Source organism: Bradyrhizobium cedriense, from assembly GCF_054602315.1.
In genome coordinates this window covers 914,796-939,043 of record NZ_JBTSWB010000003.1, presented here as the reverse complement: position 1 = coordinate 939,043, position 24,248 = coordinate 914,796, and the positions used below count along the sequence as shown (strand labels likewise).

Below are 24,248 nucleotides of genomic sequence, written 5' to 3'. Positions count from 1 at the left end.
TCGCGATGCCCCGGAATGACTCGGTGAAAGGGCGAAGCCCGAATTAACCCCGCATTAACCATGTCTGTCCCACGGTGAGACGCATGGGTGCCGGATTGCCGGCGCCGCTCAATGCCGCGCGGGGCGGGCACGTCATCATGTCGGTCGATAATTCCAGTGCTCCGCAGACGGTCGGACTCGATCCGTCGCGGGCGCGTGTTGCCGGCGCGATCAAGCAAGCCTCGAACATCAGCGGCGTCAGCTTTCAGTACATGCTGACCACCGCCAAGATGGAATCGGATTTCGATCCGACGGCGGGGGCCACGACCTCGTCCGCGCACGGGCTCTACCAGTTCATCGACCAGACCTGGCTCGGCACGGTCAAGGAGGCGGGCGCCCAGCTCGGCTATGGCAGCTACGCCGAGGCCATCACCAGGACGCCGTCGGGCACCTACACCGTCGATGATCCCGCGATGAAGCGGTCGATCATGAAGCTGCGCGACGACCCCGAAGCCGCATCCACTATGGCGGCTGCACTGACGCAGTCGAACGGCTTCAAGCTCACCGGTCTGCTCGGCCGCAGGCCGAGCGACAGCGAGCTCTACATGGCGCATTTCATGGGCGTCGGCGGAGCCGCGAAACTCATCGCCAACGCCGAGGACAATCCGCAAGCGGTCGGCGCGCGGCTGTTTCCCAACGCGGCGGCCGCCAATCGCTCGATCTTCTATGCCAAGGACGGCCGCGCGCGCAGCGTGTCCGAGGTCTACTCGGTCCTGGATACGCGCTATGCCAGCGCGGCAAATTCGAAAGTGACCCGCAGCGCGATGGCGATGTATGGTGGCACGCCGTCGCCCACTGAGGTTGCGAGCGCCAGCGGTGTGCAGCCGACCGCACCGGTGATCGACAATGCCGCCTATCTTCAGACCTTTCCGAATGCACGCGCCGTAACGCCCGTCAGTGCAACGTCGTCGACGACCGTCGCAGACAATGCCCCGAGCACGCCGGTGTTTCGTTCAATCTATCAGCCCGGCGATGCCACGCAGCCGGTCTCGACCACGGTGCAGAAATTGTGGGGCAACAATGCCTCGCTCACCTCGGTCGCATCGGCGACCCCAGACGTGCGTGCGCCGCAGCCGCTGGATCTCTTCAGCGATCGTAGCGGTACGTTCTCGAGCTGACATCATCCGCTCTTGGGCAAACGCAGCTCAAAGCGGCGCGCCCACAGAACGAGCCGTGATTCAGCGCTCGGCCCAGCAGCGCATCTGTCTTGAAGCAGCTTTGTTCCCTTAACAAAACGTCAATAATACCAGTCGGTTATGGTGAACGCTTTGTTAAGCGTCGTGGTTTATTTTGTGTTGCAGGTGACGAGCCGTCACCGTTTTGGTTTCGTTGTGTAAGCCGGAAGCAGGATGATTGTTCGGCAATTCATTGCTTGGATCAGGACGGCGCCTGCCGGCGAGCGGGCCGAGGCAACACGGGCGTTGGCCCGTGCCTGGCTGATCTCGGACCTTTCTGCAGACGACCGCATCGCCGCCGAAGGCGCGCTGCTGATGTTGCTCGACGATCCCTCGCCGCTGGTGCGGCAGGCGATGGCCGAGGCCTTCGCCCGCAGCGGCGAGGCGCCGGCCGCAATCGTCCGCGCGCTCTCGGCAGATCAGCCGACCGTCGCGCTGCCCCTGCTCGAACATTCTCCGCTTCTGGTCGACGCCGATCTCGTCGACATCGTCGCGACCGGCAACGAGGAAGTGCAATGCGCGGTGGCCCGCCGCATCGCATTGCCGGTATCGGTCTGCGCCGCGATCGCCGAAGTCGGCTGCGCCGCGGCCGCGCTGGAGCTGATCGAGAACCCCCATGCCGAGCTCGCGCCGTTCTCCTGGGACCGTATCGTTGAACGCCACGGCCATCTCGCCGCGATCCGCGAAGCGATGCTGGTGCTGGAGGATCTGCCGGCCGCAACGCGTGCGGCGCTGGTGGCCAAGCTCTCGGAGACGCTTGCGCAATTCGTCGTGGCGCGGAACTGGCTGAGTGCGGACCGTGCCGAGCGCATCACGATCGAGGCACGTGACCGCTCCACCATGAATATCGCAGCGCGCTCGCGCGGCGAGGACATGGAAGGCCTGGTCCGGCACCTGCGCATCACCGGCCAGCTTACCGCGGGGCTGATCCTGCGTGCACTCCTGTCGGGCAATCTCGATTTGTTCGACGCGGCCCTCGCCGAACTGGCCGATCTGCCGCTGCCACGCGTGTCCGCGCTGCTGCACGAGCGCGGCGGCAACAGCCTGCACGCGTTGCTCCGTCGCGCCGGGCTTCCGGAGACGACGTTTGCGGCGTTCCAGGTCGCGCTCGACGCCTGCCACGAGCAGGGCTTCGTCGACAGCGACGACGGCGCGGTGCGACTGCGCCGGCGCATGGTCGAACGCGTGCTCACCCATTGCGAGACCGACCGCGGCGCCACCGAGCCGCTGATGGTGCTGCTGCGCCGGTTCGCCACCGAATCCGCGCGCGAAGAGGCGCGGTTGTTCTGCGATGAGCTCGTCGCGGACGACGCGGTGGACCCGGCGTATGATGACCTGATTGCGGCCTAGCTGGATGCGCAAGCGCCGTTACGGCGAGCGCAGCGAAGCAAATCCAGAGTCCCTCCGCGGAAAGACTCTGGATTGCTTCGCCGCAAGGGCTCCTCGCAATGACGGGGAGAGAGCTCCGAAACCTACTCCGCCGGCGCGATGCTCGGGGCCAGGATCATCTCGAGATGCTCGGGGCGGTCGCGGTTGACGTGGGCGAGATAATCGTCCGCGACCTTGCGCAGGCGGCGGCTGAGCTCGGCGGAGACGCTGCTGCTGTCGAGCCTGGTGTTCTCGTGCACGATGGCGAGAATGGCGTTGATGTGGTGCGTGAAGAGCTCGGCCGGCACCTTTGCCAGATCAGGCGCGTGCTCGATGACGCGGCACAGGCTCTCGGCGATTCCAGCCGCGGAAGGAAAGCCGAAAGTCGCCGCATCGCCCTTGATATCGTGTGCGGCGTGGAACATTTCGTCGCGCAATTTCTTCGTGAAGCCGTCCTTCTGCACGGCAGCCCAGGCGGCGGACAGTCTCTCGACCTCGATCGCCATCCAGTCATCGAACTCACTGGCGAGGCTCGCGAGCGCCTGTTCGGCGCGGGCGACCGGATCGTCCATGTCCTTCTCTTCGACGCGGCGCAGGACCTTGCGCAACGGGTTGGGCTGGGTGATGACGTGATGCGTGGCGAAGGCTTTGACCTCGATGTCCTTTGCGCTGTTCCTCGCCATGATACCTGCCTCGGTTGAAGACGTTGCGCTAGATGGAGGAGCGGGCCTTGTCGAGCAGCGAGGGCTGCTGCAGCACCTCGTGCTTTTCGCCCACGCGGCGCTCGGGACCCATATAGGCGGAGTTGGTGTTGCGGCGCCGGTCCGGTCCGAAATAGGTCTTGGTCTTGATGAAGGGGCGGGGATTGGCGACCACGTTGAGAATGCGCTGGTAGAGGCCTTTGGCCGAGATCGGCTTGGCGAGGAATTCTGTGACGCCGGCATCGCGCGCCACCGTGACGCGGCGCTTCTCGGAATGACCGGTCAGCATGATGATCGGTGCGTAAGGATTGCCCTTGGATTCCGGCTGCCGGATCATCTGCGCGAGCTCGAGCCCGTCGAAGATCGGCATGGCCCAGTCGGTGATGACGATGTCGGGCACGTAGTGGCTGTACATTTCGAGCGCGGTTGCGCCGTCCTCGGCTTCATAGACCTCGCGCGCGCCGAACGAATGCAGCAGCGTCCGCAGGATGCGGCGCATGTGCGGATTGTCGTCGCAGACGAGGAAGCGCAGCTTGTTGAAGTCGATACGGAACATGACGCCCGGGCCAAAAGCGGGTCAACCTTCGTTAACCATATCGTGCCGGGGGTTAACGAAGGGTTGCGACCGGGGCTCTGGAGGCGTTGCGGGGCAGGCGGTTCAGTAGCCGAACTGTTCGCGCAGGATACGCTCTTCCAGGCTGTGGCCGGGGTCGAACAGCATCCGCATTGAAATGGTCCTGTCGGAGAGCACCTCGACGCGGCGGACGTCGCGCACTTCGTCGTGATCGGCGACCGCCGCCACCGGGCGCTTGTCGCCCTCCAGCACCTCGATCACGACATAGGCCGTGTTGGGCAGCAGCGCGCCGCGCCAGCGGCGCGGGCGGAAGGCGCTGATCGGCGTCAGCGCCAGCAGCGCGGCGTTGATCGGCAGGATCGGCCCCTGCGCGGACAGGTTATAGGCGGTCGAGCCGGCCGGCGTCGCCACCATGATGCCGTCCGCGATCAGCTCGGACATGCGCTCGCGCTCGTCGATCAGGATCCGCAGGCGCGCGGCCTGGTAGGTCTGCCGGAACAGGGCAACCTCGTTGATGGCGTGGTGCAGATGGACGCGGTCATTGACGTCGGTCGCGCGCATCAGGAGCGGATTGATCTCGGATTCGTGGGCCGCCTCGAGCCGCGCGCGCAAATCGTGGGTCGAGTATTCGTTCATCAGGAAGCCGACCGTGCCGCGATGCATGCCGTAGATCGGCTTTCCCGTCCGCATGTTCTGATGCAGCGTCTGGAGCATGAGCCCGTCGCCGCCGAGCGCAACGACGACGTCGGCTTCTCCGAGGTCGCAATTGCCGTAGTCCCTGGTGAGCTGGCTGAAGGCGGCCTGCGCCTCGCTGCTCGGGCTGGCGACGAAGGCGATCCGGTCGTATCGCGAGGGCTTTGTCATGGCTTCCCGGGCAGGTGCCGCTGGCTCGAGTAAGTTCCGCCGGGCTCGTCTATACGAGGTGGGCCTGCATTGTCGAGGAGGACCGCCTTCCAAAGCTAACGGAGACCGTCCATCCGGATTTGAGGACACAACCGTGCGATTCGGACTGGGACGGCGTCCTCAGGCCCCACCAGACCAATGATCCCCCAAACCGTCGCAATTCCGCGCTAATCCTTCCGTCCGCACCGGCTGTCACAGCCGGGCAGGGAGAACGACCATGGTCACGAATTTACAGACGCTGCGCCGCGCGAGCCTGGTGCTGGCGGTGTCGGCTTTTGCGCTTTCGGGCGTTGCACGCGCGGATGATCCGCCGCAACCTCGCGCCGAGGCGGCATCGCCGGCCGGACAGAAGGGTGGCCGCAGCAGCAACGCGCAAAGCGTGACACAGGCTTCCCAATCGGCGGCCGATGCACGTCGTCTCCCTCCGGACTCGACCACGAAGCAGACGCTCGATCTGCCCGGCCGAACCCTCAATTTCGCTGCGACTGCCGGTTCGATCCGGGTGTTCGACGGCAAGGGTGAGCCGCTGGCCGACATCGCCGTCACCTCCTATGAGCTCGACGGTGCCGACCGCGCGACGCGTCCCGTGACGTTTCTGTTCAATGGCGGGCCCGGCGCGTCCTCGGCGTGGCTCCAGTTCGGCGCGGCCGGTCCGTGGCGGCTGCCGCTCGACGGCGAGGCCCTGTCGCCCTCGGCCTCGCCCGAGGTGAGGCCCAACGCGGAGACCTGGCTCGACTTCACCGACCTGGTCTTCATCGATCCCGTCAGCACCGGCTACAGCCGCTTCGTCGCCAGCGGCGAAGATGCGCGCAAGTCCTTCTACTCCGTCGACGGTGACGCCAATTCGATCGCGCTCGTGATCCGCCGCTGGCTCGAGAAGCACGACCGGTTGGTCTCGCCGAAATACGTCGCGGGCGAGAGTTATGGCGGCATTCGCGGACCCAAGGTAGTGCGACAGTTGCAACTTCAGCACGGCGTGGGTGTCAGGGGATTGATCCTGGTATCGCCGCTGCTCGATTTCCGTGAATTCACCGGCACGAGCCTCCTGCAATATGTCGCGACGCTGCCGAGCTATGTCGCGGTCGCCCGCGAAGCCAAAGGCCCGGTCAAGCGTGCCGACCTCGCCGACGTCGAGGCTTACGCGCGCGGCGAATTCCTGACCGATCTCGCCAAGGGCGAGGCGGACAGGGAAGCCACCAACAGGCTCGCCGACAAGGTCGCCGAACTCACCGGCATCGACCAGGCGGTGAGCCGCAGGCTCGCCGGCCGCTTCGACGTCGGCGAATTCCGCCGCGAATTCGATCGCAAGAGCGGCAAGGTGACGGGACGCTACGACGCCTCCGTGCGGGGCTTCGATCCGTATCCTGATTCCACCAGCTCACGCTTCGGCGATCCCTCGGGCGATGCGCTTCAGGCGCCGCTGACGAGCGCCGCCGTCGACGTCCTGACGCGCAAGCTCAACTGGCGGCCCGGCGGCTCCTATGAAGTCCTGAACGGCGCGGTCGAAGGCCAGTGGGATTTCGGACGTGGCATCAACCCGCCGCAATCGGTCTCGGAGCTGCGCCAGATCATCGCCACCGATGCGAAGTTGAACGTGCTGGTCGCGCACGGCCTGTTCGATCTCGCCACGCCCTATTTTGCAACGAAGCGGGTGCTCGACCAGTTGCCGGCCTTCGTGACGCGGCGCGCGAAGTTCGTCGTCTACCCTGGCGGCCACATGTTCTATTCGCGCGATGGTTCGCGGCAGGCATTTCGGAGCGAGGTCGAGGCGCTCATTCGGGAGTAGGGCGCCGCTTGCGCGGCTTGTATCGTCGTGCGATCTCACGTGCCACGGCGCTTGCAGGCTTGACGTTGGCCCCGGCGATCCAGATGTCGCTGACCTTGCCGCGCGCGTTGCGGACGCGGCGCACCGGCTCGCCGTGGCTGGAATAGCCGGCGGCCCAGGCGAGCTTGCCGCTGTCGCGGCCGGTGACTTCGATCTCGGCGGCATCCATGAACGGATTGTTGAACTGCGGGTTGGCGACGAGCACACGGTTGCCCGCGGGGACGAGATCGGTTGCCCCCCAGATCGTCCACCAGCGGCCGGTCCAGTCGCGCACGCGCCGGTCGGGCCCGCCGCGAGTCTCGAACACCCGCAGGATCTGCATCGCGCCGTCCATCCAGACCGGTGCCGCGCCATCGATGGAGTTGCTGAGGATGCTGATCGCGAGCTCGCAAGCGGGAATGCAGCAGGTCCGGGAGATGTAGCCCTGGAAACCGCCGCCATGGCCGAACCAGTCCCAACCGTCGGTCTTGCCGGCATTGACGCCGAGGCCGTAATAGCCCTCGAAGCTCTGCGGGATGCGCCAATGGTGCCGCGTCATCTCGCGGCGGCTCGTGAGCGAGATCACGCTCTTCTTCGCGTTGGGGGCCAACTGCGCGAAGAAGCGGGCGGTATCGGCGGCGGTGGCGACGAAGCCTGCGGCTGATGCCATAGCATGTGCGGGATTGTCGCCGGGTATCACGCAGCGCTCGCCAAACGGCACCTTTCGCGTATGGCCTTTCGCGAGCACGGCGCCCTTCGGAAGCGGTGCGTCGGGCTCGGTCTCCCGCAAGCCGGCCGGTTCAATGATCTCACGCTTGATCCAGACCGGGTAGGGCTCCTTGGTCACGGCTTCAATCACGAGACCGATCAGCCCGAACCCGTGATTGGAGTATTTGAAGCGGGTGCCGGGCTCGATCGCTGTGGTCAGCTTCAATTCCGCAAGCAGCTCCTTGGCGCCGAGATAGGGGCGGCTGTCGATGAACTGGCCGGAATCGGCGCCGTCGCGCGTCAACCCCGCGCTGTGCGAGAGCACTTGCGCGATGGTCGTCTCGGCGACGCGCGGATGCAGGCCGTCGACATATTGGCCGACCGTGTCGTCGAGGCGGATCTTGCGCTGCTCGCGCAGCTTCATGATGCCGGCCGAGGTAAAGCTCTTGGAGTGCGAGGCGATGCGGAAGCGGTGGCGCGGCGTGAGCTTCTCGCCGGTATCGAGATTGGCGAGGCCGAACGCATGCTCGGCAATGATCTCGCCGCGGTGAGCAAATGCGACGATGACGCCCGGCTGCTGCAACGTCGTCTGTTGGAATTCGATCCATGAGCCGACGTAGTCGATCGCGGACCGCAGCCACTTGTCCATTGCGCACCGATTTGCGAGGGAAAAAGGTACGCGAAGCTAGCCGAGAAAGCGGATCGGGCACAACCCGGAAGGTTGTGCCCGTTCTCGTCGTTCAAAACCGCCAGGTCTCGATAGGCCGCTTCTTAGTAGACGAGCGTCGCGCCGGTCGGCTTGTCGAGCGCGGCGGCGAGCGAGCGATACTCCGAGCTATCGGTGCCGGCGAGCGAGGCGATCTTATTGAGGTGGTATTGCGCCTGTTCGCGGTTGCCCTGCTCGAGCTGCCAGAGACCGTAGTATTGCCACGTGCGGACGTGGTTCGGATCGTCCTTCAGCGCCAGCTCGTAATAGGCCTTCGACGATTGGTAGTCGCCGAGCTTGCGATAGGAGTAGCCGATCAGATTGGCGACATCGGCGACGTCATCGCGCTTGAGCGACTTCAGCTGGTCGATCGCGCCGGTGTAGTCGTGGCGGTCGTAGATCGCGGTGTAGGCGGTGCGATAGGCTGCCAGGAACTTGGGATCGCTGACGGAGGAGCTCTTCTTTTTCCCCTTCTTCGTCGAAGTGTCCGACTTCGGTGGCGACGAAGGTTCATCGCTGCCGGCGGCATAGGCGGTGGTCAGCATCGGCCCGGTCGCCAGCGCCATCGAGACCAGTCCCGACACCAGAAGCATTGAGAGTCTGCGCATTGATGTTCTCCCGTATGGAACGAGGCGATCCTACACGATTGCCTGAAGACCGGAACACCCGTGGGGCAAAAACATTCCCGCTTCGCACGATCTATCGTCCGACCCGCAGATGACAAACTCGTCATCGAGATGAACGGAAGCCTGCAACCGCCTTCAGAACCGGTTCAGTGGGTGCCTCCTAGGCTCACACCACGATCGAAGGGGTGACGAGAGGGCGCCGCCTCAAGATCCTTCCAAGAGGAGACCACCATGTTGAAGACCATTTCCGCAGCCCTGCTGGCAGCTTCCGTGATCGCCGCCCCGGCGTTCGCTGCCGAGGCAAACAAGACCACCACGACTTCGCCTGTCATCAAGGCGGAGCAGGGCCAGACCAAGGCGGGGAACACCGCCGTGAAGCCGGAGGCGGGCGTCAAAGCCGACACGAAGGCTGCCGACGTCAAGGCGGATGCCAAGACGGATGGCAAGACGGATGGCAAGACGGATGGCAAATCGAACGCGATGAACGCCAACGCCGCCGTCACGTCGGACGAGCACAAGACCGTGCGCAAGGATCGCCATCAGCACGAGCAGGTCACGGCCAAGGAGTCGCAGAAGGCGCAGCCGGACGTGACCAAGCCGGCGACGTCAGACAAGCGCAACTGAGGCTGATCCCGCGCGGCGGCATCCCTGGCATTGCCCCGTCGCCGCGTGCGGACTTCAGGCAGGTCCGTTGCCATGTCACGCGCGAAAGCTCGAGGTGTTGGCGGCGGACCGGTGCGCTGTTTGCGCCTCTGCAAGCGAATTCCCTTCGTGCAGGCTTGGGGCTAGAACGTCCCCTGACCTGATCGAGCGGAGAGCGGGCCTGTGGGGCGATTGGCAACATGTGCGGTGATATTGGCTTTGCCACTGGCACTCACGGCGTGTTTCGGCAGCGACGGTGACCGTCCGACCCTGCTGGGTGGGACGCAGGCCGGCGGGCCGCAGCCGTTTCCCGACAATTTCCGGAGTGACACGCTGGCCCTGATGCGCACCTATCTGAACAATCCGGTCGGCGTGCGCGAGGCCAGCATGGCCGAGCCGGTCCAGCGCGAGGTCGGCGGCCGGCAGTTCTACGTGAGCTGCCTGCACTTCATCCCGCGCGAGACCGATGGGAGCTACAAGGCCATGCGCGAGCGCGCCGTGATCTTCGTCAATGGCCGCGCGGACCGCGTGGTCGACCGGACCACGGATCTGTGCGCCGGCGCGGTTTACGCACCCTTTCCGGAACTGGAAAAGATGACGCGGTAGCGCAAAGCCGACCTTCATCGCCGGGTGCTAGGAAAGAGGCGCCGGAGCCGCTGGATCACGTTTCGGCGAGTTTTGAACGGGGTGGTTTCGTGTTGCGACAAATCTTACGGCAGCCCCTGCGCGGACACAAAAACAGGGCGCACAGGGCGACGTGGCGGAACAAAATCGCGTTGTTGCCAACCCGTCACAGTCACGAACGATCAACGTTCCGGCATTGCCGCGAAGCAACCCAATTCACGCCACGTTGTTTCCTGAGTGTCGAAGATGAAAGAACGGGGATGATCATGAAGTCAATTTTGCTGGGCGCAGTCGCTCTGCTGGCATTGGCCGCGCCGGCCGCCGCCGCCGACATGCAGCCGCGGCCCTACACCAAGGCTCCGGCCTATACGCCGCCGCAGGTGATCTACAACTGGACCGGTTTCTACATCGGCGGCCATGTCGGCGGCGCGTTTGCCGGCGACAGCAGCTTCCAGTCGAGCGACGCCCGCTTCATGGGCGGCGTGCAGGGCGGCTTCGACTACCAGTTCGCACCCAACTGGGTGGTAGGTATCGAGGCTCAGTATTCCTGGCTGCCGACCAACAACAACGGCGTCACCTTCCCGCTGGGCACGCAGGTCACCTCCAACACCGACCAGATCGGGTCGGTGACCGGTCGGATCGGCTACACTTGGGGGCCGACGCTGCTTTACGCCAAGGGCGGTTACGCCTGGCGTAACAACAATCTCGGCGTCAACATTGCTGGCGTGCCGCAGGGTTTCACCACCACCGGCAACAGCAAGGACGGCTACACCGTCGGCGCAGGTCTCGAATACATGTTCGCGCCGAGCTGGTCGGCCAAGGCCGAGTACCAGTACTACAATTTCGGCAGCACCACCTTCACTTCCGGCCCGGCCGACGTCGTCGGCGTCCGGGGTCGGGAGGACGAGCATACCGTCAAGGTCGGCGTGAACTACCGCTTCGGCTGGGGCGGCCCGGCGGCCTCACGCTACTGAGCCAGCCGCAACGATTTTCTCAAAGGCCGGCCCCGCCGGCCTTTCGTTTGTCGGCCGTCCGGCCGGGCCCCGTTTGCGGTGCGTGAACCATCTGGCGCGTCATTTGCTTGCAAACGGTTGTTGGCGCGCCTTCTCACGCGCGTCATGGGGCTGGGGTAAAGCAAAAATAATTTTTGCGATTTACGGAACTCGCGCTCCGGAACGCGTTATATGAGAATTACCGGGCTGGTGGGACAACGGACATGCGCATCTTGGTGTCGGCAGTGGTGCTCTCGTGCTTCTTCGGCCTGCCGTGCTCTGCACAGACGATCCTGAGATCTGAGCCCCTGATGCTGGCACCTTATGAGGTCGCCTTCGTCAAGGACGCGTCCTGTCCCTCGGGCAAGGTGATGAAGGTCACCGGCGCCATCCGCGGGCTGCATCGCCGCAAGGCCTGCGTGGCGATGCCGGGCGAGCAGGCCTCGCTTGCAGCCGCCACGCCCTGAGTTCCGCGCCGGAGCTCAAGAATTCAGCTCAAGCTCCATCCGTGACTGCTGATCGGCCTCGGCTTTGTTCTTGACGGGGTCCTCGCCCTGAGCCGCCTGGCAAGGCGCAATCTCGTAGCCGTTGTCGAGCACCCGGCGCGGTCCCGGCCGCCCGTCGTCCGCAACCACATCCACGACGAGACCACTTCGCTGCGCGAGCTTCCAGACGTCCGACTCGCTCGGATAGGCCTTGCTGATCTGGGCGTCGTTGCAGAACAGGGCGTAGGGCATTCTTCCCGCTCCAGGAAAGCCAGTTAACGAGCTTGCGGGGCAGGCGGTTCCGACCTCCAGATGATCACGGCGCCGTGATCAAAGCGTCGGTCCCTGAGTCCTTAACGAGTCCTGAATCCGTAAAAAAAGAATCCCTGGGACTCTCTGACCGGAATCAGCAGATGTTTTGCGCCATGACGAGCGACCTGAATACCTCCTGCGGGCACATGCTCCTGCCGCTCACGCTGGCGCTGTTCGGGGCCTGCGCGGCCAATCTCTGGCTGGTGTGGTCCTGGCTGTAGGCCGTTGAACAGGCGGCCTTATTTCTTGGCCGACGGGTCGGAAGCATCGCGGAGGGCAGCACGCAATCTGGTCAGGGTCGCCGCACAATATTCCTCACGCTCGCGTTCGAAGCGCTCCTGATGCCTGCGGAAATCGGCGATGCGGGCCTGCATCTCGGTGCGGAAATCGCCTCTTGCGCGCGGTGGCGAGAGAGGTGCGGGAGGAGGCGGAAGGGGGGCTTGCGGCAGTTCGTTCTCGACCGCAACTGCCTCCAGGGCGACGATCTCCACCGCGCCTCCCAGGCGAGACGCGGGCGCATCCGGCTGGAGGGCATCATCCTTCCTGCCGGTCACCGATTGGACGAAGGCCATTGTCTGCGCGATCAGAGCGTCGCGCTGCCTGATCCATTTCATGATCCACCTCAGCCGCGCTCATTCCAGCAAAGCGGCCGGGTCGAATCAAGAAGCTTAGCAAGGGGATTGCATATTTTTCCCGGTCGCCCGACACTCGCCGGATGATTGCCGGATCAGAACGGTCGGACGAAGTGGAGGGGCTGAGGCTCCTCCGGGCATTCCTGTCGCTGCCGCCCGACAAGCGGGCGCAGGTGATCGCGTTCGTGGAAGAATTGGTGCGGACTCATGCCCGGCCCGGGGAGGGTCCGGAGGCGTCGCCAAGGTGAGCGCTACCGCTCGCGGGGATTGACATTCGGCTCAAACGGCGCGCCGACCACCCGAACCGCCTGCGCGATCTCGCCCATCGCCACCCGCTCCGTGGCCGGCTTCTCCGGCGGTCCGGCTACGGGACCAGAAACAGGTTCGAACAGCGTCAACGTGCCGGCCACGGCGCCGCAGCACAGCGTCACCGTCGTCAGCAGAAACATGTTTCGGTTTTCTTCCTTGATCCGCATGGTTCGAGAACGAACGACGCCCGTCTTTTGTTCCGATCCGGCCCCATCTCCAGGCGCCCCGACACCGCTGATCGGATCAGAAGACGCGTGCTGATGACGACCACGAGGCGTCGCCCATACACCTCGCTTGAGGCTCGTCCGATGATTTCACGCCGTCCTCCGGTGCTCGCCCACGAACGTTTCCTCGCTGATCGCGAGAATTTCGCGGGCCTCGATCTCGCCGCCCGTTTCGAGCGCATCGCGCGCACGAACTTGTGGGGCGCGGCAACCTCCGTGTCGGGCCTCGGCTCGGAGGACCCCGCGACCGCCGCAATCCGGGAAGCGCTACCTGCGCTGCTGCAACGGCTCGGCGTGCGCTCGCTGCTCGATGCGCCCTGCGGCGATGCCGGATGGATTACCCGGCTCGAACTCGATGTCGATTACACCGGCGTCGACATCGTGCCGTCGCTGATCGAAGCCAACCGCCGGCGCATGGCAGGCGGCAGCGCGTCGGTCCGATTTCTCGTCGCCGACATCACGCGCGATGCACTGCCGCGTGCCGACATCATCCTCTGCCGAGACTGTCTGGTGCATCTGAGCTTTGCGAACATCGATCGCGCACTCACGCAATTTCGGATGAGCCGCGCGCGCTTCCTGCTCGTCACCACCTTTCCGAAATGGGAGGACAATCGGGATTGCGAGGACGGCGACTGGCGCGCGCTGAACATGGAGGAGCCACCGTTCGACTGGCCGGCACCGCACGCGCTGGTCAACGAGTGCTGCGAGGAGGGCGGTGGCGGCTGGCGCGACAAAAGCCTCGGGCTCTGGCAGCTGGATCAATTGCCGAATGCTGCGCCCGATCGCGCCCTGCAATAGCAGCGCGCCGGCGAACTGAACTGCGTCAAGAACTGGTGCCGGCTGAGGGGATTGAACCCCCGACCTTCGGTTTACAAAACCGCTGCTCTACCGCTGAGCTAAGCCGGCAACGATGGACTGCGGTGCAAGGCCCGGCCTGCACCGGGGCTGTCCGCCCGTGCGCGCGGCAATACCAGACTTGGCTGGAAAGTGCCAGAACCCGCAAATCCTGGTCGCAGACATGAAATCAGGCGGCCCGAAGACCGCCTGATGTGAACCGCCTGACGTGCCGCGCCCGGCTCAAGCCGCCTTACTGGCAGATGTGCCGGCGGCCGTCTTCGCCCTTGAACCAGGTGCCGGGCGTACAGACGAAGCCGTTGCGCTGGGCGTAGGTGCGGGTGTCCCAGCCACGATTGTCCCAGCCGCGATCCCACGAATTGTCATAGGCGTAGGAGTTGTCCCAGGCGCGGAATGGGGCGGTGGCAATCGCGCCGGCGGTGCCGATCGCGGCCCCGGCGACGCCGGCTGCGACGTCGGTCGGCCAGAAGCCGGTGCGGCTCCTGTTCCAGTCGTTGTTCCAGTCGCCATTGGTCTGACGATAGGTCGCGCGGCGATGACGATATCCGCTATCGGTATATGGGTTTCCGGGGCCGAGATTCTGGCAGTTGGCGTTGGGGAATTGCGCCGAACAGCGGCCGGGATTGGTGATGACGGCCTGCGCCATGGCGGAGCCCGCCAGCATGGTCGCTGCAATCGCCGTAGCCCCGAGAAGCTTGATGTTCATGGTTCTTCGCTCCCATTTTGTTGACGGGGGCTAAACGCGGACGACACCGGACGTTCCGATGCAACCGGGGGATTTTCGCCGCTGGACATTCAAACGGATGTGAGCACAAGGCGTTGTTCCGGCGGCGGCGTTCCGCGCCGTTAACGCTTCACTAGTTCGCTGCGCAGCATTTGAGTGGCGCGCAATCCTTGCACGTTAGGCTTACCGGAATTTGGTGAGCAGGCCTTAACCCTCTCTGAGTCGCGATCGGTTAGGTTGTCGCCGGACAATCGGGGTCTCCTCATGCGCGCCGTGGCGCTCGCCGCCTTTTTGATCGGACTGCCTGCGACGGCGTTTGCCGGCGAGGGTTTCGATATCGTCGTTCCGGGCCGACCCGGCGTGCCGATCATCATCAACAACATCGACGCGTCCTATAGCGTCGTCGAAGGTGTCTGGGGTCTGGGCAAGAACCAGCAGGTGCAGCCAACGATCTATGGCGGACGCTATATCGCCGATCGGCAGCCCGACCATGTCGGCCACTACTATCCGACGCTCGGCCTGCGGCCCGGCTACGGTCGGCTCGAGGTTGAGCCGCCCGCGAACCGCAAATTGCCGAAGCCCGCGGAGAGCTATCACCAGAGTTGGGGCGCGTCGTCCGCGCCGCTGCCGCCGCAGATGGACGCGCCCGTCGATCCGCCGCCGGTGATCTACGCTCCCGAGTTCAACGATCGTCCTCGGCCCCCTCGGCCGAGGCCGCATACGGAGTTGCCCGGCAAGCCGCCGGGTTGAGAAACGCGAAAATCCAAAAAAACGGAAATCAACAGGAGAGAGTAATGCGTCAGATGATTTCAGGACTGGTCGTGGCTGCTGCCGCGATGTTCGCCGCCACCGCGCCCGCCGCGGCCTGCGGCTTCACCGCGTGCGCGCCTGTCGCACCCGTCTATTCCGGCTGCAACACCGGTTGCGGCGGTTATGGCTACGGTTACGGCTATGGCGCCTACGAGCGTCTCGCCGAACCGACCACGCAGTATTATTACGTCAACCAGGGGCCGACCTACACCGGCCCGGGCGCCTTCGCGCCGTATCCGACCTACCGTGAGGACGCGGTCGTTGCGCCCGCCAATTACGGCTACGGCTACGGCCGTGGCTATGGCTATGGAAACGGCTATGGCTATCGTGCCGCGGCGGTTGTCGCCCCGGGCGCCTATCCCTACCGTCGGCCGTACTATCGCCCGTACCGCTATGGCTATGGCCCGCGCGCCGGCTATCTGCCGCGCACGCACTACGGCTACGGCCCGCGCTATGGCTATGCCCACCGCGCCGCGCCGTACTACGGCGGCCATCGCGCGATGCGCCGCTACCACTGATCTCTGATCGGTTGAGCCGACCAGGCGCCCGTTCGCGTGATGCGGACGGGCGCTTTGCTTTGTGACCTTGGCTCAGCGTTTCATCAGTCCGAGCCGGCTGGCGCCGACATAGAGCGAAAGCACGGCGGCATTCGACACGTTGAGGCTCTTGATCTCGCCGGGCATATCGAGCCGCGCCACGACGCTGCAGGTCTCGCGCGTTAGTTGGCGCAGGCCCTTGCCTTCGGCGCCGAGCACCATCGCAAGCGGCTCGCGCAAGGCGACCTCGGACAAGTCGCTGCTGCCTTCGCTGTCGAGACCGACGGTCTGGAAGCCGCGCTCGTTCAGCGCCGTGAGCGCGCGGGCAAGGTTCTGCACGGTGATCATCGGCACCAGTTCGAGCGCACCGGAGGCGGCCTTGGCCAGCACGCCGGTTGCTTCTGGGCTGTGGCGCGCGGTGGTCACGACCGCCTTCACCGCGAAGGCGGCGGCGGAACGCAGGATGGCGCCGACATTGTGCGGATCGGTGATCTGGTCGAGCACCAGCACCATGCCCTCCTGGGTCAAAGTCTCGATGTCGGGCGAGGGCAGGGGATCGGCCTCGGCGAGCAGGCCCTGGTGCACGGCGTCGGGCGACAGCAACCGGTCGATTTCCTGGGGCCGGACAATCTCCGGCGTCACGCGGGTCTGGATGTTCTCCTCGGCGAGGCGCCTTGCGGCGTTCTCGGTCAGCGTGAGCTTGCGGATCCGGCGCTGCGCGTTGGCGAGCGCCATGGTCACGGTGTGCCAGCCGTAGAGGATGACCGGACCGTCGGGCGACGAATCGCGCTCGCGCCAGGCCGGGCGGCCGCCCGATTTCCCCGGCCTGTTGAAAGGCTTAGCCCCGCCGCGGGGGCCCCTCGGGGCGAATTTCTTGTCCTTCATGAGCTTGCTTGTGTCACGGGTGCCCAAATATGGCAATTTGGGTTCGCCTGGAGGCGATTTTAGCCGCCCACCTCGGTTGACTTTGCCCCACCGCATCGCCCATAACCGCGCCCGGTCGCGCCCCGATCCGGGCTGTTGCGGCCTTCACGTTTCACGGCCGTTCTCGGTCGCCGGCATGGCCCGGCCCGATTGTGCTGCCGTCGAGCGGGGGAGTGTCCCGAGTGGCAAAGGGAGCTGACTGTAAATCAGCCGCCTCATGGCTTCGCAGGTTCGAGTCCTGCCTCCCCCACCATCCTGCTTCGCGCTGACGCGCTTCGCAGGATTTGCAGCCTTAACCTGCGCGAGCAGGATGCCTCCGAAGCATTGGCGAAAGAGGGCGAAATTCACGCATTGTGTCTGTCTTTTGGAAAGTGAAGCGATCGCAGGCCAGCGCTATATCGGCCTGACCACGGATATCAAGCAGCGCCTCCAGGATCACAACGCCGGAAAATTGTTGCACACCTCCAAGTACGGGCCGTGGCGCATGGTGACATACGTGGCCTTTTCGGACCTCGAGAAAGCGCGAGCTTTCGAATGTTACCTGAAGTCTGGGTCAGGCTACGCGTTCGCGAAGAAGCGACTTTGGTGATGATAGCGACAGACTGTCATCTCACAGCCAACCCCTACCTCCCATGTTCCTCGCGCTCGTGGATTACGTTGGCGCGGCCGACCAGGAGGTCGTCGACCATGCCGATGCGCTTGGCGTCCTTGCCCGCATAGGGCATTGCGTGCAGTACGTAGCGCATCGCATTGAGTCGCGCGCGCTTCTTGTCGTCGGACTTGATGACGATCCAGGGACAGTCGGCGGTGTCGGTGTGGAAGAACATGCCTTCCTTGGCCCGTGTGTAGTCGTCCCATTTGTCGAGCGAAGCGAGGTCGATCGGCGACAGCTTCCACTGCTTGAGCGGATGACCTTCGCGCTCCTTGAAGCGTCGGTGCTGCTCCTCGCGGCTGACCGAGAACCAGAACTTGATCAGGTGCAGGCCGCTACGGACGAGGTTGCGCTCGAACTCCGGCGCTTGGCGAAGGAATTCCTCGTATTCCGACGGCGAGCAGAAGCTCATGACGCGTTCCACGCCGGCGCGGTTGTACCAGCTGCGGTCGAACAGCACGATCTCGCCTGCGGTTGGCAGGTGCTGTACATAGCGCTGGAAATACCACTGGCCGCGCTCGACCTCGCTCGGCTTCTCCAGTGCCACGACGCGGGCGCCGCGCGGATTGAGATGCTCCATGAACCGCTTGATGGCGCCGCCCTTGCCGGCGGCATCGCGGCCCTCGAACAGGAGCACGAGCCGCTGCCTCGTCTCTTTCATCCAGTTCTGCAACTTCAGCAGTTCGGTCTGGAGCACGAATTTCTGCTCCTCATAGTCGCGGCGATACATTCGCAATTTGTATGGGTAGCCGCCGAACCGCCAGTCGTCGGCCAGTTCGTCGCTGGTGGTGCGCCTGGCACGCTTGGCTTCTCTGCCGACGAGCAGCGCCTGCAACTCTCTGGCATCGTCGGGCGCTGCGCCCGTGAGCATCGCCTGCACCGGCTCGCTGTCCGGGGCGAGTGCCGGCGTTCCCTTCAAGACGCTGTCGAGAGCGGCCATCTCGCTTTGCAGCGCGCCCGTGCGCGATTGTTCCGCGAGCGAGCGCTCCACCGGCGTCAGCTGGATCGCGCGTGCCCGCGCCGCCGCTGCCTTGACCTCTCTGATCGGCTTGGCGCCGCTCTTGCGGGAGCGAACCTGCCTGGACTTTCGGGAGAGAGGTGCCATCGGCCTGCCTTGTCGGGTGATCCACGGGATTCGGCTTCTACCCGGGATTCCGGTCGATCCGGCTTGACGTGGATCAAGGGACGGCAAGCGGTGCGTCAGGAGAGTAAATCTTTCACCATCGGCACCACCTTGCGTCCATAAAGCTCGATGCTTCGCATCAGCTTCTCATGCGGCAGCGGACCGGCCGAGTACTTCAGCTGAAACCGCGAAATGCCGAGCGACTTTGCGGTCGCGGCGATCTTGCGCGCGACGGTTTCCGGCGAGCCGACATAGAGCGAGCCGTGCTCGGCCTCGCTGACGAACTCGTCACGTCCCATCGGAGGCCAGCCGCGCTCCTTGCCGATGCGGTCGCGCATGGCCTTGTAGTCGGGCCACAACTCTTCACGCGCCTGTTCGTCGGTCTCGGCGACATAGCCGGGCGAATGCACGCCGATCGGCCGTGCCGGGCGGCCGAACTCCTTGAAGGCGCGGTGATAGAGATCGACGTAGGGCGCGAACCGCTTCGGATCGCCGCCGATGATCGCCAGCATCAAAGGCAGATCGTAATGCGCGGCGCGAACCACCGATTGCGGACTGCCGCCGACGCCGATCCAGGTCTTGAGCCGGCCGTTCTCGACCGGCGGATAGACCAGCTGGGCCTTCAGCGGCGGACGCAGTTTCCCTTCCCATGTCACGGGCTCCTGCGAGAGCAGCGCCGCGAACAGGTCGAGCTTCTCCTCGAACAGCTCCTCGTATTTGCGCAAGTCGAAGCCGAACAGCGGAAAGGATTCCGTGAACGAGCCGCGGCCGAGGATCACCTCGGCGCGTCCGCCCGAGAGTGCATCGAGCGTGGCAAAGCGCTGGAATACGCGGATCGGATCGTCCGAGCTCAGCACCGTCACGGCCGAGCCCAGATGGATGCGTTTTGTGCGCGAAGCGATCGCCGCCAGCACCGTCTCGGGCGAGGAGATCGCAAAGTCAGAGCGGTGGTGTTCGCCAAGGCCGATGAAGTCGAGGCCGAGCTCGTCGGCGAGGACGGCTTCGTCCACGACGTTGCGGATCACCTGCGCATGCGGGAGCATGTCGCCGGCAGCATTCCTTGTGACGTCGCCAAAGGTATCCAGTCCGAATTGAAGCGGTGCGGTCATCGATCAGGTCTCTGCGGGATGATCGACCAGATTTAATGGACCGCTGCCGCGCCGCAAGCCGGCTTTCGGAAATGCTCGGTTTCCGTTTGTGAGTCCTACGGTGCGATCCGCACGACCATCTTGCCGAGCGCGGCGCGCGTCTGCATCGTCCTGAACGCCTCGCGAAAATCCTCCAGCGCGAAGACGCGCCCGACTGCGGGCTTCAGCTTGCCGTCGGCGAGCCAGCCGATCAGCTGCGACATCAGGCGCGTCTGCACGTCCGGCTCGCGCACGGGAATCTGCGCGAGGTCGACGCCGAGCAGGGCGGCGCCCTTGAGCAGCGGCAGGTTGAACGGCAGCGCGGGGATGGCGCCTGCGGCAAAGCCGACCACGAGATGACGTCCGCGCCAGGCGATGGAGCGAAAAGCCTGCACCGAGATCTCGCCGCCAACGGGGTCGAAGATCACGTCGGCGCCGCGTCCGCCCGTCAACTCCTTGAGCGTGTCGCGCCAGCCGGGCTGCGTATAGTCGATCACGGCGTCGGCACCGTGTTGCTGCGCGAACTCGCGCTTGTCCGGTGTCGAGGCCGCCGCGATCACGCGGGCGCCCAGCAGCTTGCCGATCTGCACGGCCGCGGTCCCGGTGCCGCCGGCGGCGCCCAGCACGAGCAGCTGCTCGCCTTCGCACAACATGGCACGGGCGCTCAGCGCGTAGAGCGCAGTCAGGTAATTGGCGCGAAACGAGGCCGCGAGCTCGGCCGAAACGCCATCCGGCAGGGGATGGAGCGCGGCGGGATCGACGACGATCTCTTCGGCGAGCGCGCCCGACCGCGTCATGCCCATCACGCGCATGCCGGGCCGATAGCTGCCCGCCGCGCCGGAAGCGTCCTCCACGATTCCCGCGAACTCCGTTCCGGGAATGAAGGGAAGGGGATCCTTGGTCTGGTAGAGCCCTTGAATCTTCAAGCCGTCGACGAAACCGATCCCGGCCGCCTCCACCCGGATGCGCAGCTGTCCGGTCTCGATGGGCGGCGACGGAATGTCCTTCAACTCGATCTGATCGATAGGCGCGTATTGCTCGACGACGACGGCTTTCATGTCGGACCCTCTGTAGTTCCAGTTATATTGGCAGGTCTCGACACCAGCCTCTTGCGTCTATCGCCACATCCCGCGCATCTTCGCCCCGATGTCGATCTTCGGTCCCTGCGCCGCAGCGCGGGCCGTACCTGCGCCTGCCTTCGGCCAGGCGGTGCGTTCGAACAGATAGACCAGGGATTCCGGGATGAAGCGGGTGCGCGAGGCGTAGACGTGGCGGTCGCCCTTGGCCGCCTGGCCGTGCACGAAGAAGCGCTGCGGCACGGCGAGATGGAGATCGTCCTTGGCGCGCGTCATCGCGACATAGAGCAGGCGGCGCTCCTCCTCGATCTCGGCGCTGGTGCCGGCGCCGAGGTCGGAGGGCATGCAGCCATCGACGACGTTGAGCACGAACACCGATTTCCACTCCTGGCCCTTGGCGGAGTGGATGGTGGAGAGGATCAGATAGTCTTCGTCGCGCAAAGGCGGTCCGGACTTGTCGCTGGTCGCATCCGGCGGATCGAGCGTGAGCTCGGTCAGGAATTTCTCGCGCGAGACATAGCCGCTCGCGATCTGTTCGAGCTGCATCAGATCGGCGCGCCGCGTTTCCGAATCCTCGTGGATGCGATCCAGATGCGGCTCGTACCAGAGCCGCACGCGTTCGAGATCGACAGGCCATTCCGAATAGCGCAGATTCTCGACCGTGCGGACGAAGTCGGGCCAGTCGGATCCGGTGCGCGGCGGTACCGGCATCTGGCCGAGCGCGGCAAGCGGATCGGTGCTCTCGGCCATCTGGTCGAGCACGCGCTGCGCGGTCGCGGGCCCGATGCCCGGCAACAGGTGCAGGATGCGAAAGCCGGCGACGCGGTCGCGCGGATTTTCGGCGAAGCGCAGCAGCGCCAGCACGTCCTTGACGTGCGCTGCGTCGAGGAATTTCAGTCCGCCGAATTTGACGAAGGGGATGTTGCGACGCGTGAGCTCGATCTCCAGCGGACCCGAATGCGAGGACGTCCGGAACAGCACCGCCTGGTGCTTGAGCAGCGCGCCTTGCTCGCGGTTCGCCAGCACCGCCTCGACGATGTAGCGCGCCTGATCGGCCTCGTCGTGCACGGTGACGAGTTGCGGCTTCCGCCCGGAGGTGCGGTCGGTCCAGAGATTTTTCGTGAAGCGCTCGCGCGCGAGACCAATGACCCCGTTCGCCGCCGCCAGCACCGCTTGCGTCGAGCGGTAGTTGCGGTCGAGGGTGATCATCTCGGCGCGCGGCGAGAAGCTTTGCGGAAACTCCAGGATGTTGCGCACGGTGGCGGCGCGGAACGAATAGATCGATTGTGCGTCGTCGCCGACCACGGTGAGGCCGCGCCCGTCGGGCTTGAGTGCCAGCAGGATCGACGATTGCAGGCGGTTGGTGTCCTGGTATTCGTCGACCAGCACGTGATCGAAGCGGCCGCCGATCTCCTCGGCGATCGGCGCATCGCTCATCATCTGCGACCAGTAGAGCAGCAGGTCGTCGTAATCGAGCACGTGCTGGGCCTGCTTGGCCTCGACGTAAGCCGCGAACAGGCCCTTCAGCTCGGCCGCCCATCCCGCGCACCAGGGATAGTGTTGGCCAAGCACTTTCTCGATCTCCATCTCGGCATTGACGCAGCGAGAGTAGATCGACAGGCAGGTGCCTTTGGCGGGAAAGCGACTCTCGGTCTTCGACAGGCCGCGCTCATGCCGGACCAGATTCATCAGGTCGGCGGAATCTTCGCGATCGTGGATGGTGAAGGCGGGATCCAGGCCGATCCGCTCGGCATACTCGCGCAGGAGGCGCGCGCCGATGCCGTGGAAGGTGCCGGCCCAGCTGAGCGCGTCGCGCATGATCGCGGCGTTGTTCTCGCCCAGAACCTTTCGGGCGATACGCTCGACCCGGCCGGCCATCTCCGCCGCCGCGCGGCGGGAGAACGTCATCAGCAGGATGCGGCGCGGATCGGCGCCTGCGACGATCAGATGCGCGACGCGGTGGGCGAGCGTGTTGGTCTTGCCCGAGCCGGCTCCGGCGATGACGAGCAGGGGGGCACCCACGGTCGCACCGTCCGCGACGCCATGCTCGACGGCGCGGCGCTGCTCCGCATTGAGCGTGTCCAGATATGTCGCCACGAATCGCCCCGGTGAAAGGACGAGGGTCGGCGATCCCGGCGCGAATCGCAATGCGGCTGGACTGAATCGGGATTAGGATTTAGGGGGAGACGGTCCCTGGTTCCAGCACCCCATGTCCGACATGACCGAGCTCAAGCCCCACCAGTTCGAGATGCGGCGGCTGGAGTCGCTCAGCAACACCATCTTCGGCGTCGCCATGACGTTGCTGGCCTACGACCTGCCCAAGGCGGCCGTGTTCGCCGGCGCCCCCGACTGGAACGATCTCGCCCGGGTCTATTCGGGCAAGCTGATAGGCTTTGCGCTCAGCTTTATCATCGCCGGCGTGTTCTGGATCAGCCATCACCGGCGGCTGGCGCGCCAGCCGGTCGGCAGCCGCGGCGCGGTGATGCTCAATTTGTTCTTCCTGCTGTCGATCGTGCTGCTGCCGGTGACCAACGGCCTCTACACCAATTATCCCATGAGCAGCGCGGTCGCCGTGCTCTACGGCGTGCATCTGAGCGCGATCGCCGGACTCAACGCCTGGCTTTGGTGGAGGATATTGGGCGGCTGGAGCCATGAGATCATGGCCTCGCTGTTTCCGCTGCTCGTGTTCATTCCGGGCACGATCGTGGCGGCCTTCGCGCCGCATGTCGCGCCCTTCCTGTGGTTCCTCGCTTTCGGCGGGCTCCTGATCCAGCGCTTCTATAGCGCGCGGACCGAGCCGGGCGCGTGAGGCCGATGCTCAGCCTTGTGTCGCGCCGAACCCATCGGCCGGCACGTAAAGCTTGACCGGGCGGATTTCATAGACCGCCGTCGGATTCACCGCACGCAGCTTCCGCGCCGCCGCGATCGCCTCATCCTCGGTTTCGCATTGCATCAGGTGGAAGCCGAGAAGCTGTTCCTTGGTCTCGGCAAACGGCCCGTCCAGCACCATTCCCGCGCCGGGACCACGCAAGGTGCGGGCCTTACGGGTCTCATCCAGGCGGGCCGCCGGTCCAAACTGTCCGCTTTCGCGGAGGGGCGCCTGAACCTCGATGACTTTGGCCACGACTGCGGCGTCCTGCTCCGGCGTCCAGGACAGGATTTCGTCTTCCACATGGTAGGCCAGGATTGCGTAGAGCATCGTCACCTCTTTTTTTGCACAGGTCCCAAGGACGTAGCACGGCAGCCCGTCCCGACAATTCCGACGCAAATATTGCGTGCCCGGCAAGCGGCGAAACCGTTCTGAAACCCGATTGCGATCCTGCCGTGTGAACGCCGCCGGAGCGGGTCGCGACTGATGGACCATAAACAACAAGCTTTTGCTGGAGGCGGCAATGTCGGGTCACACCATCAAGATCATCTGCGACGCGCGGCGGGCGGGACAGTCAGAGCCGTCTGACTTGCACGATCAGGCCGGCCATCACCGCTATTACGGCAGCTCGGCCGAGAACGGCGGCGAGCGAATTGTCGAGAGCCGGCGCGGCAAACGGCCGCGCGCGCCCAACGTCTGCGGCTTCTGAAGCCTCTGGAAGAGCCGGT

The 24,248-nt window shown here is 65.0% G+C and carries 28 protein-coding genes and 2 tRNA genes; 14 read left to right on the top strand and 16 right to left on the bottom strand.

Annotated features, from left to right (window positions below; all coding sequences use genetic code 11):
• Positions 1 to 83 precede the first annotated feature (83 nt).
• Positions 84 to 1,157 (top strand): lytic transglycosylase domain-containing protein, encoded by a 1,074-nt coding sequence (locus ACYCVF_RS16265; RefSeq protein ID WP_459604444.1) that lies wholly within the window; start codon positions 84 to 86, stop codon positions 1,155 to 1,157.
• A 231-nt stretch (positions 1,158 to 1,388) separates the two neighbouring features.
• Positions 1,389 to 2,564 (top strand): DUF2336 domain-containing protein, encoded by a 1,176-nt coding sequence (locus ACYCVF_RS16260; protein ID WP_459604445.1) that lies wholly within the window; start codon positions 1,389 to 1,391, stop codon positions 2,562 to 2,564.
• 122 nt (positions 2,565 to 2,686) lie between these two features.
• Here the strand turns inward: ACYCVF_RS16260 and ACYCVF_RS16255 are convergent, their stop codons facing one another.
• The 3 genes from ACYCVF_RS16255 to ACYCVF_RS16245 all read right to left on the bottom strand — a co-directional run bounded on the left by ACYCVF_RS16255 (position 2,687) and on the right by ACYCVF_RS16245 (position 4,721).
• Positions 2,687 to 3,265, bottom strand: a complete 579-nt coding sequence (locus ACYCVF_RS16255) for an Hpt domain-containing protein (RefSeq protein WP_459604446.1) — start codon at positions 3,263 to 3,265, stop codon at positions 2,687 to 2,689.
• A 28-nt stretch (positions 3,266 to 3,293) separates the two neighbouring features.
• Positions 3,294 to 3,839: a response regulator gene (locus tag ACYCVF_RS16250; RefSeq protein ID WP_008549760.1), complete on the bottom strand. Its 546-nt coding sequence runs from the start codon at positions 3,837 to 3,839 to the stop codon at positions 3,294 to 3,296.
• A 102-nt stretch (positions 3,840 to 3,941) separates the two neighbouring features.
• A complete protein-coding gene (locus tag ACYCVF_RS16245; protein WP_459604447.1) occupies positions 3,942 to 4,721 on the bottom strand; it encodes an NAD kinase in 780 nt (259 codons plus the stop codon).
• Between the two features lie 256 nt (positions 4,722 to 4,977).
• Here ACYCVF_RS16245 and ACYCVF_RS16240 point away from each other — a divergent pair, with 256 nt between their 5' ends.
• Complete coding sequence (locus ACYCVF_RS16240; RefSeq protein ID WP_459604448.1) at positions 4,978 to 6,546, top strand: S10 family peptidase; 1,569 nt, start codon at positions 4,978 to 4,980, stop codon at positions 6,544 to 6,546.
• Here the strand turns inward: ACYCVF_RS16240 and ACYCVF_RS16235 are convergent.
• Both ACYCVF_RS16235 and ACYCVF_RS16230 read right to left on the bottom strand, forming a co-directional pair.
• Positions 6,533 to 7,921, bottom strand: coding sequence for a serine hydrolase domain-containing protein (locus ACYCVF_RS16235; protein WP_459604449.1), 1,389 nt, complete (start codon positions 7,919 to 7,921; stop codon positions 6,533 to 6,535). The genes ACYCVF_RS16240 and ACYCVF_RS16235 overlap by 14 nt on opposite strands.
• Before the next feature lie 122 nt (positions 7,922 to 8,043).
• A complete protein-coding gene (locus ACYCVF_RS16230) occupies positions 8,044 to 8,586 on the bottom strand; it encodes a tetratricopeptide repeat protein (RefSeq protein ID WP_459604450.1) in 543 nt (180 codons plus the stop codon).
• Positions 8,587 to 8,835: 249 nt separating this feature from the next.
• Between ACYCVF_RS16230 and ACYCVF_RS16225 the strand changes: the two genes are divergently transcribed.
• From ACYCVF_RS16225 to ACYCVF_RS16210, 4 genes are all read left to right on the top strand, one after another.
• Positions 8,836 to 9,228, top strand: coding sequence for a His-rich protein BRANT (locus ACYCVF_RS16225; RefSeq protein ID WP_459604451.1), 393 nt, complete (start codon positions 8,836 to 8,838; stop codon positions 9,226 to 9,228).
• Between the two features lie 228 nt (positions 9,229 to 9,456).
• Complete coding sequence (locus ACYCVF_RS16220) at positions 9,457 to 9,852, top strand: hypothetical protein (RefSeq protein WP_459604502.1); 396 nt, start codon at positions 9,457 to 9,459, stop codon at positions 9,850 to 9,852.
• A 284-nt stretch (positions 9,853 to 10,136) separates the two neighbouring features.
• Positions 10,137 to 10,844, top strand: coding sequence for an outer membrane protein (locus ACYCVF_RS16215; RefSeq protein ID WP_459604452.1), 708 nt, complete (start codon positions 10,137 to 10,139; stop codon positions 10,842 to 10,844).
• Between the two features lie 242 nt (positions 10,845 to 11,086).
• The gene (locus ACYCVF_RS16210) at positions 11,087 to 11,329 is read left to right on the top strand and encodes a DUF6719 family protein (RefSeq protein WP_061030075.1); all 243 of its coding nucleotides are present in this window, start codon (positions 11,087 to 11,089) and stop codon (positions 11,327 to 11,329) included.
• Positions 11,330 to 11,344: 15 nt separating this feature from the next.
• Here ACYCVF_RS16210 and ACYCVF_RS16205 read toward each other — a convergent pair whose 3' ends face one another.
• From ACYCVF_RS16205 to ACYCVF_RS16195, 3 genes are all read right to left on the bottom strand, one after another.
• On the bottom strand, positions 11,345 to 11,599 hold the full coding sequence (locus tag ACYCVF_RS16205; protein WP_459604453.1) for a hypothetical protein: 255 nt from the start codon (positions 11,597 to 11,599) through the stop codon (positions 11,345 to 11,347).
• 299 nt (positions 11,600 to 11,898) lie between these two features.
• Positions 11,899 to 12,273 carry a hypothetical protein gene (locus ACYCVF_RS16200; RefSeq protein WP_459604454.1) on the bottom strand — a complete coding sequence of 125 codons (375 nt, stop codon included), beginning with the start codon at positions 12,271 to 12,273 and terminating at the stop codon, positions 11,899 to 11,901.
• A 269-nt stretch (positions 12,274 to 12,542) separates the two neighbouring features.
• Positions 12,543 to 12,740, bottom strand: coding sequence for a hypothetical protein (locus ACYCVF_RS16195; RefSeq protein ID WP_459604455.1), 198 nt, complete (start codon positions 12,738 to 12,740; stop codon positions 12,543 to 12,545).
• 168 nt (positions 12,741 to 12,908) lie between these two features.
• Between ACYCVF_RS16195 and ACYCVF_RS16190 the strand changes: the two genes are divergently transcribed.
• Complete coding sequence (locus ACYCVF_RS16190) at positions 12,909 to 13,622, top strand: class I SAM-dependent methyltransferase (RefSeq protein WP_459604456.1); 714 nt, start codon at positions 12,909 to 12,911, stop codon at positions 13,620 to 13,622.
• 33 nt (positions 13,623 to 13,655) lie between these two features.
• Here ACYCVF_RS16190 and ACYCVF_RS16185 read toward each other — a convergent pair.
• Both ACYCVF_RS16185 and ACYCVF_RS16180 read right to left on the bottom strand, forming a co-directional pair.
• Positions 13,656 to 13,730, bottom strand: a tRNA-Thr gene (locus tag ACYCVF_RS16185).
• A 181-nt stretch (positions 13,731 to 13,911) separates the two neighbouring features.
• Complete coding sequence (locus tag ACYCVF_RS16180) at positions 13,912 to 14,385, bottom strand: hypothetical protein (protein WP_459604457.1); 474 nt, start codon at positions 14,383 to 14,385, stop codon at positions 13,912 to 13,914.
• Between the two features lie 282 nt (positions 14,386 to 14,667).
• On the opposite strand from ACYCVF_RS16180, the gene ACYCVF_RS16175 reads away from it, so the two are divergent.
• A complete protein-coding gene (locus tag ACYCVF_RS16175; protein ID WP_459604458.1) occupies positions 14,668 to 15,153 on the top strand; it encodes a hypothetical protein in 486 nt (161 codons plus the stop codon).
• A 44-nt stretch (positions 15,154 to 15,197) separates the two neighbouring features.
• Positions 15,198 to 15,731 carry a hypothetical protein gene (locus tag ACYCVF_RS16170; protein ID WP_459604459.1) on the top strand — a complete coding sequence of 178 codons (534 nt, stop codon included), beginning with the start codon at positions 15,198 to 15,200 and terminating at the stop codon, positions 15,729 to 15,731.
• 72 nt (positions 15,732 to 15,803) lie between these two features.
• On the opposite strand, the gene rlmB is transcribed toward ACYCVF_RS16170, so the two are convergent.
• Entirely contained in the window at positions 15,804 to 16,634 is an 831-nt protein-coding gene (rlmB, locus tag ACYCVF_RS16165) for a 23S rRNA (guanosine(2251)-2'-O)-methyltransferase RlmB (RefSeq protein ID WP_459604460.1), read from the bottom strand.
• Between the two features lie 206 nt (positions 16,635 to 16,840).
• Here rlmB and ACYCVF_RS16160 point away from each other — a divergent pair.
• Both ACYCVF_RS16160 and ACYCVF_RS16155 read left to right on the top strand, forming a co-directional pair.
• Positions 16,841 to 16,926, top strand: a tRNA-Tyr gene (locus ACYCVF_RS16160).
• Positions 16,891 to 17,262: a GIY-YIG nuclease family protein gene (locus ACYCVF_RS16155; RefSeq protein ID WP_459612933.1), complete on the top strand. Its 372-nt coding sequence runs from the start codon at positions 16,891 to 16,893 to the stop codon at positions 17,260 to 17,262. The genes ACYCVF_RS16160 and ACYCVF_RS16155 overlap by 36 nt, the downstream gene beginning before the upstream one ends.
• Before the next feature lie 34 nt (positions 17,263 to 17,296).
• Here ACYCVF_RS16155 and ppk2 read toward each other — a convergent pair whose 3' ends face one another.
• The 4 genes from ppk2 to ACYCVF_RS16135 all read right to left on the bottom strand — a co-directional run bounded on the left by ppk2 (position 17,297) and on the right by ACYCVF_RS16135 (position 22,748).
• Entirely contained in the window at positions 17,297 to 18,430 is a 1,134-nt protein-coding gene (gene ppk2 / locus ACYCVF_RS16150; RefSeq protein ID WP_459604461.1) for a polyphosphate kinase 2, read from the bottom strand.
• A gap of 95 nt (positions 18,431 to 18,525) precedes the next feature.
• Complete coding sequence (locus ACYCVF_RS16145) at positions 18,526 to 19,557, bottom strand: LLM class flavin-dependent oxidoreductase (RefSeq protein ID WP_459604462.1); 1,032 nt, start codon at positions 19,555 to 19,557, stop codon at positions 18,526 to 18,528.
• Positions 19,558 to 19,652: 95 nt separating this feature from the next.
• The gene (locus tag ACYCVF_RS16140) at positions 19,653 to 20,633 is read right to left on the bottom strand and encodes an NADPH:quinone oxidoreductase family protein (protein WP_459604463.1); all 981 of its coding nucleotides are present in this window, start codon (positions 20,631 to 20,633) and stop codon (positions 19,653 to 19,655) included.
• Between the two features lie 57 nt (positions 20,634 to 20,690).
• The gene (locus tag ACYCVF_RS16135; protein WP_459604464.1) at positions 20,691 to 22,748 is read right to left on the bottom strand and encodes an ATP-dependent helicase; all 2,058 of its coding nucleotides are present in this window, start codon (positions 22,746 to 22,748) and stop codon (positions 20,691 to 20,693) included.
• A gap of 121 nt (positions 22,749 to 22,869) precedes the next feature.
• Here ACYCVF_RS16135 and ACYCVF_RS16130 point away from each other — a divergent pair, with 121 nt between their 5' ends.
• Entirely contained in the window at positions 22,870 to 23,460 is a 591-nt protein-coding gene (locus ACYCVF_RS16130; protein ID WP_459604504.1) for a TMEM175 family protein, read from the top strand.
• Positions 23,461 to 23,469: 9 nt separating this feature from the next.
• Here ACYCVF_RS16130 and ACYCVF_RS16125 read toward each other — a convergent pair whose 3' ends face one another.
• Positions 23,470 to 23,850, bottom strand: coding sequence for a YciI family protein (locus tag ACYCVF_RS16125; protein ID WP_061030100.1), 381 nt, complete (start codon positions 23,848 to 23,850; stop codon positions 23,470 to 23,472).
• Positions 23,851 to 24,043: 193 nt separating this feature from the next.
• On the opposite strand from ACYCVF_RS16125, the gene ACYCVF_RS16120 reads away from it, so the two are divergent.
• Positions 24,044 to 24,229: a hypothetical protein gene (locus tag ACYCVF_RS16120; protein WP_459604465.1), complete on the top strand. Its 186-nt coding sequence runs from the start codon at positions 24,044 to 24,046 to the stop codon at positions 24,227 to 24,229.
• Positions 24,230 to 24,248: the final 19 nt, after the last annotated feature.

What these genes read in the sequence shown, in the direction of transcription:
- ACYCVF_RS16265 (WP_459604444.1), top strand. Translation starts at nt 84, where the DNA reads ATGGGTGCCGGATTGCCGGCGCCGCTCAATGCCGCGCGGGGCGGGCAC.
- ACYCVF_RS16260 (WP_459604445.1), top strand. Translation starts at nt 1,389, where the DNA reads ATGATTGTTCGGCAATTCATTGCTTGGATCAGGACGGCGCCTGCCGGC.
- ACYCVF_RS16255 (WP_459604446.1), bottom strand. Translation starts at nt 3,265, where the DNA reads ATGGCGAGGAACAGCGCAAAGGACATCGAGGTCAAAGCCTTCGCCACG.
- ACYCVF_RS16250 (WP_008549760.1), bottom strand. Translation starts at nt 3,839, where the DNA reads ATGTTCCGTATCGACTTCAACAAGCTGCGCTTCCTCGTCTGCGACGAC.
- ACYCVF_RS16245 (WP_459604447.1), bottom strand. Translation starts at nt 4,721, where the DNA reads ATGACAAAGCCCTCGCGATACGACCGGATCGCCTTCGTCGCCAGCCCG.
- ACYCVF_RS16240 (WP_459604448.1), top strand. Translation starts at nt 4,978, where the DNA reads ATGGTCACGAATTTACAGACGCTGCGCCGCGCGAGCCTGGTGCTGGCG.
- ACYCVF_RS16235 (WP_459604449.1), bottom strand. Translation starts at nt 7,921, where the DNA reads ATGGACAAGTGGCTGCGGTCCGCGATCGACTACGTCGGCTCATGGATC.
- ACYCVF_RS16230 (WP_459604450.1), bottom strand. Translation starts at nt 8,586, where the DNA reads ATGCGCAGACTCTCAATGCTTCTGGTGTCGGGACTGGTCTCGATGGCG.
- ACYCVF_RS16225 (WP_459604451.1), top strand. Translation starts at nt 8,836, where the DNA reads ATGTTGAAGACCATTTCCGCAGCCCTGCTGGCAGCTTCCGTGATCGCC.
- ACYCVF_RS16215 (WP_459604452.1), top strand. Translation starts at nt 10,137, where the DNA reads ATGAAGTCAATTTTGCTGGGCGCAGTCGCTCTGCTGGCATTGGCCGCG.
- ACYCVF_RS16210 (WP_061030075.1), top strand. Translation starts at nt 11,087, where the DNA reads ATGCGCATCTTGGTGTCGGCAGTGGTGCTCTCGTGCTTCTTCGGCCTG.
- ACYCVF_RS16205 (WP_459604453.1), bottom strand. Translation starts at nt 11,599, where the DNA reads ATGCCCTACGCCCTGTTCTGCAACGACGCCCAGATCAGCAAGGCCTAT.
- ACYCVF_RS16200 (WP_459604454.1), bottom strand. Translation starts at nt 12,273, where the DNA reads ATGAAATGGATCAGGCAGCGCGACGCTCTGATCGCGCAGACAATGGCC.
- ACYCVF_RS16195 (WP_459604455.1), bottom strand. Translation starts at nt 12,740, where the DNA reads ATGTTTCTGCTGACGACGGTGACGCTGTGCTGCGGCGCCGTGGCCGGC.
- ACYCVF_RS16190 (WP_459604456.1), top strand. Translation starts at nt 12,909, where the DNA reads ATGATTTCACGCCGTCCTCCGGTGCTCGCCCACGAACGTTTCCTCGCT.
- ACYCVF_RS16180 (WP_459604457.1), bottom strand. Translation starts at nt 14,385, where the DNA reads ATGAACATCAAGCTTCTCGGGGCTACGGCGATTGCAGCGACCATGCTG.
- ACYCVF_RS16175 (WP_459604458.1), top strand. Translation starts at nt 14,668, where the DNA reads ATGCGCGCCGTGGCGCTCGCCGCCTTTTTGATCGGACTGCCTGCGACG.
- ACYCVF_RS16170 (WP_459604459.1), top strand. Translation starts at nt 15,198, where the DNA reads ATGCGTCAGATGATTTCAGGACTGGTCGTGGCTGCTGCCGCGATGTTC.
- rlmB (WP_459604460.1), bottom strand. Translation starts at nt 16,634, where the DNA reads ATGAAGGACAAGAAATTCGCCCCGAGGGGCCCCCGCGGCGGGGCTAAG.
- ACYCVF_RS16155 (WP_459612933.1), top strand. Translation starts at nt 16,891, where the DNA reads ATGGCTTCGCAGGTTCGAGTCCTGCCTCCCCCACCATCCTGCTTCGCG.
- ppk2 (WP_459604461.1), bottom strand. Translation starts at nt 18,430, where the DNA reads ATGGCACCTCTCTCCCGAAAGTCCAGGCAGGTTCGCTCCCGCAAGAGC.
- ACYCVF_RS16145 (WP_459604462.1), bottom strand. Translation starts at nt 19,557, where the DNA reads ATGACCGCACCGCTTCAATTCGGACTGGATACCTTTGGCGACGTCACA.
- ACYCVF_RS16140 (WP_459604463.1), bottom strand. Translation starts at nt 20,633, where the DNA reads ATGAAAGCCGTCGTCGTCGAGCAATACGCGCCTATCGATCAGATCGAG.
- ACYCVF_RS16130 (WP_459604504.1), top strand. Translation starts at nt 22,870, where the DNA reads ATGACCGAGCTCAAGCCCCACCAGTTCGAGATGCGGCGGCTGGAGTCG.
- ACYCVF_RS16125 (WP_061030100.1), bottom strand. Translation starts at nt 23,850, where the DNA reads ATGCTCTACGCAATCCTGGCCTACCATGTGGAAGACGAAATCCTGTCC.
- ACYCVF_RS16120 (WP_459604465.1), top strand. Translation starts at nt 24,044, where the DNA reads ATGTCGGGTCACACCATCAAGATCATCTGCGACGCGCGGCGGGCGGGA.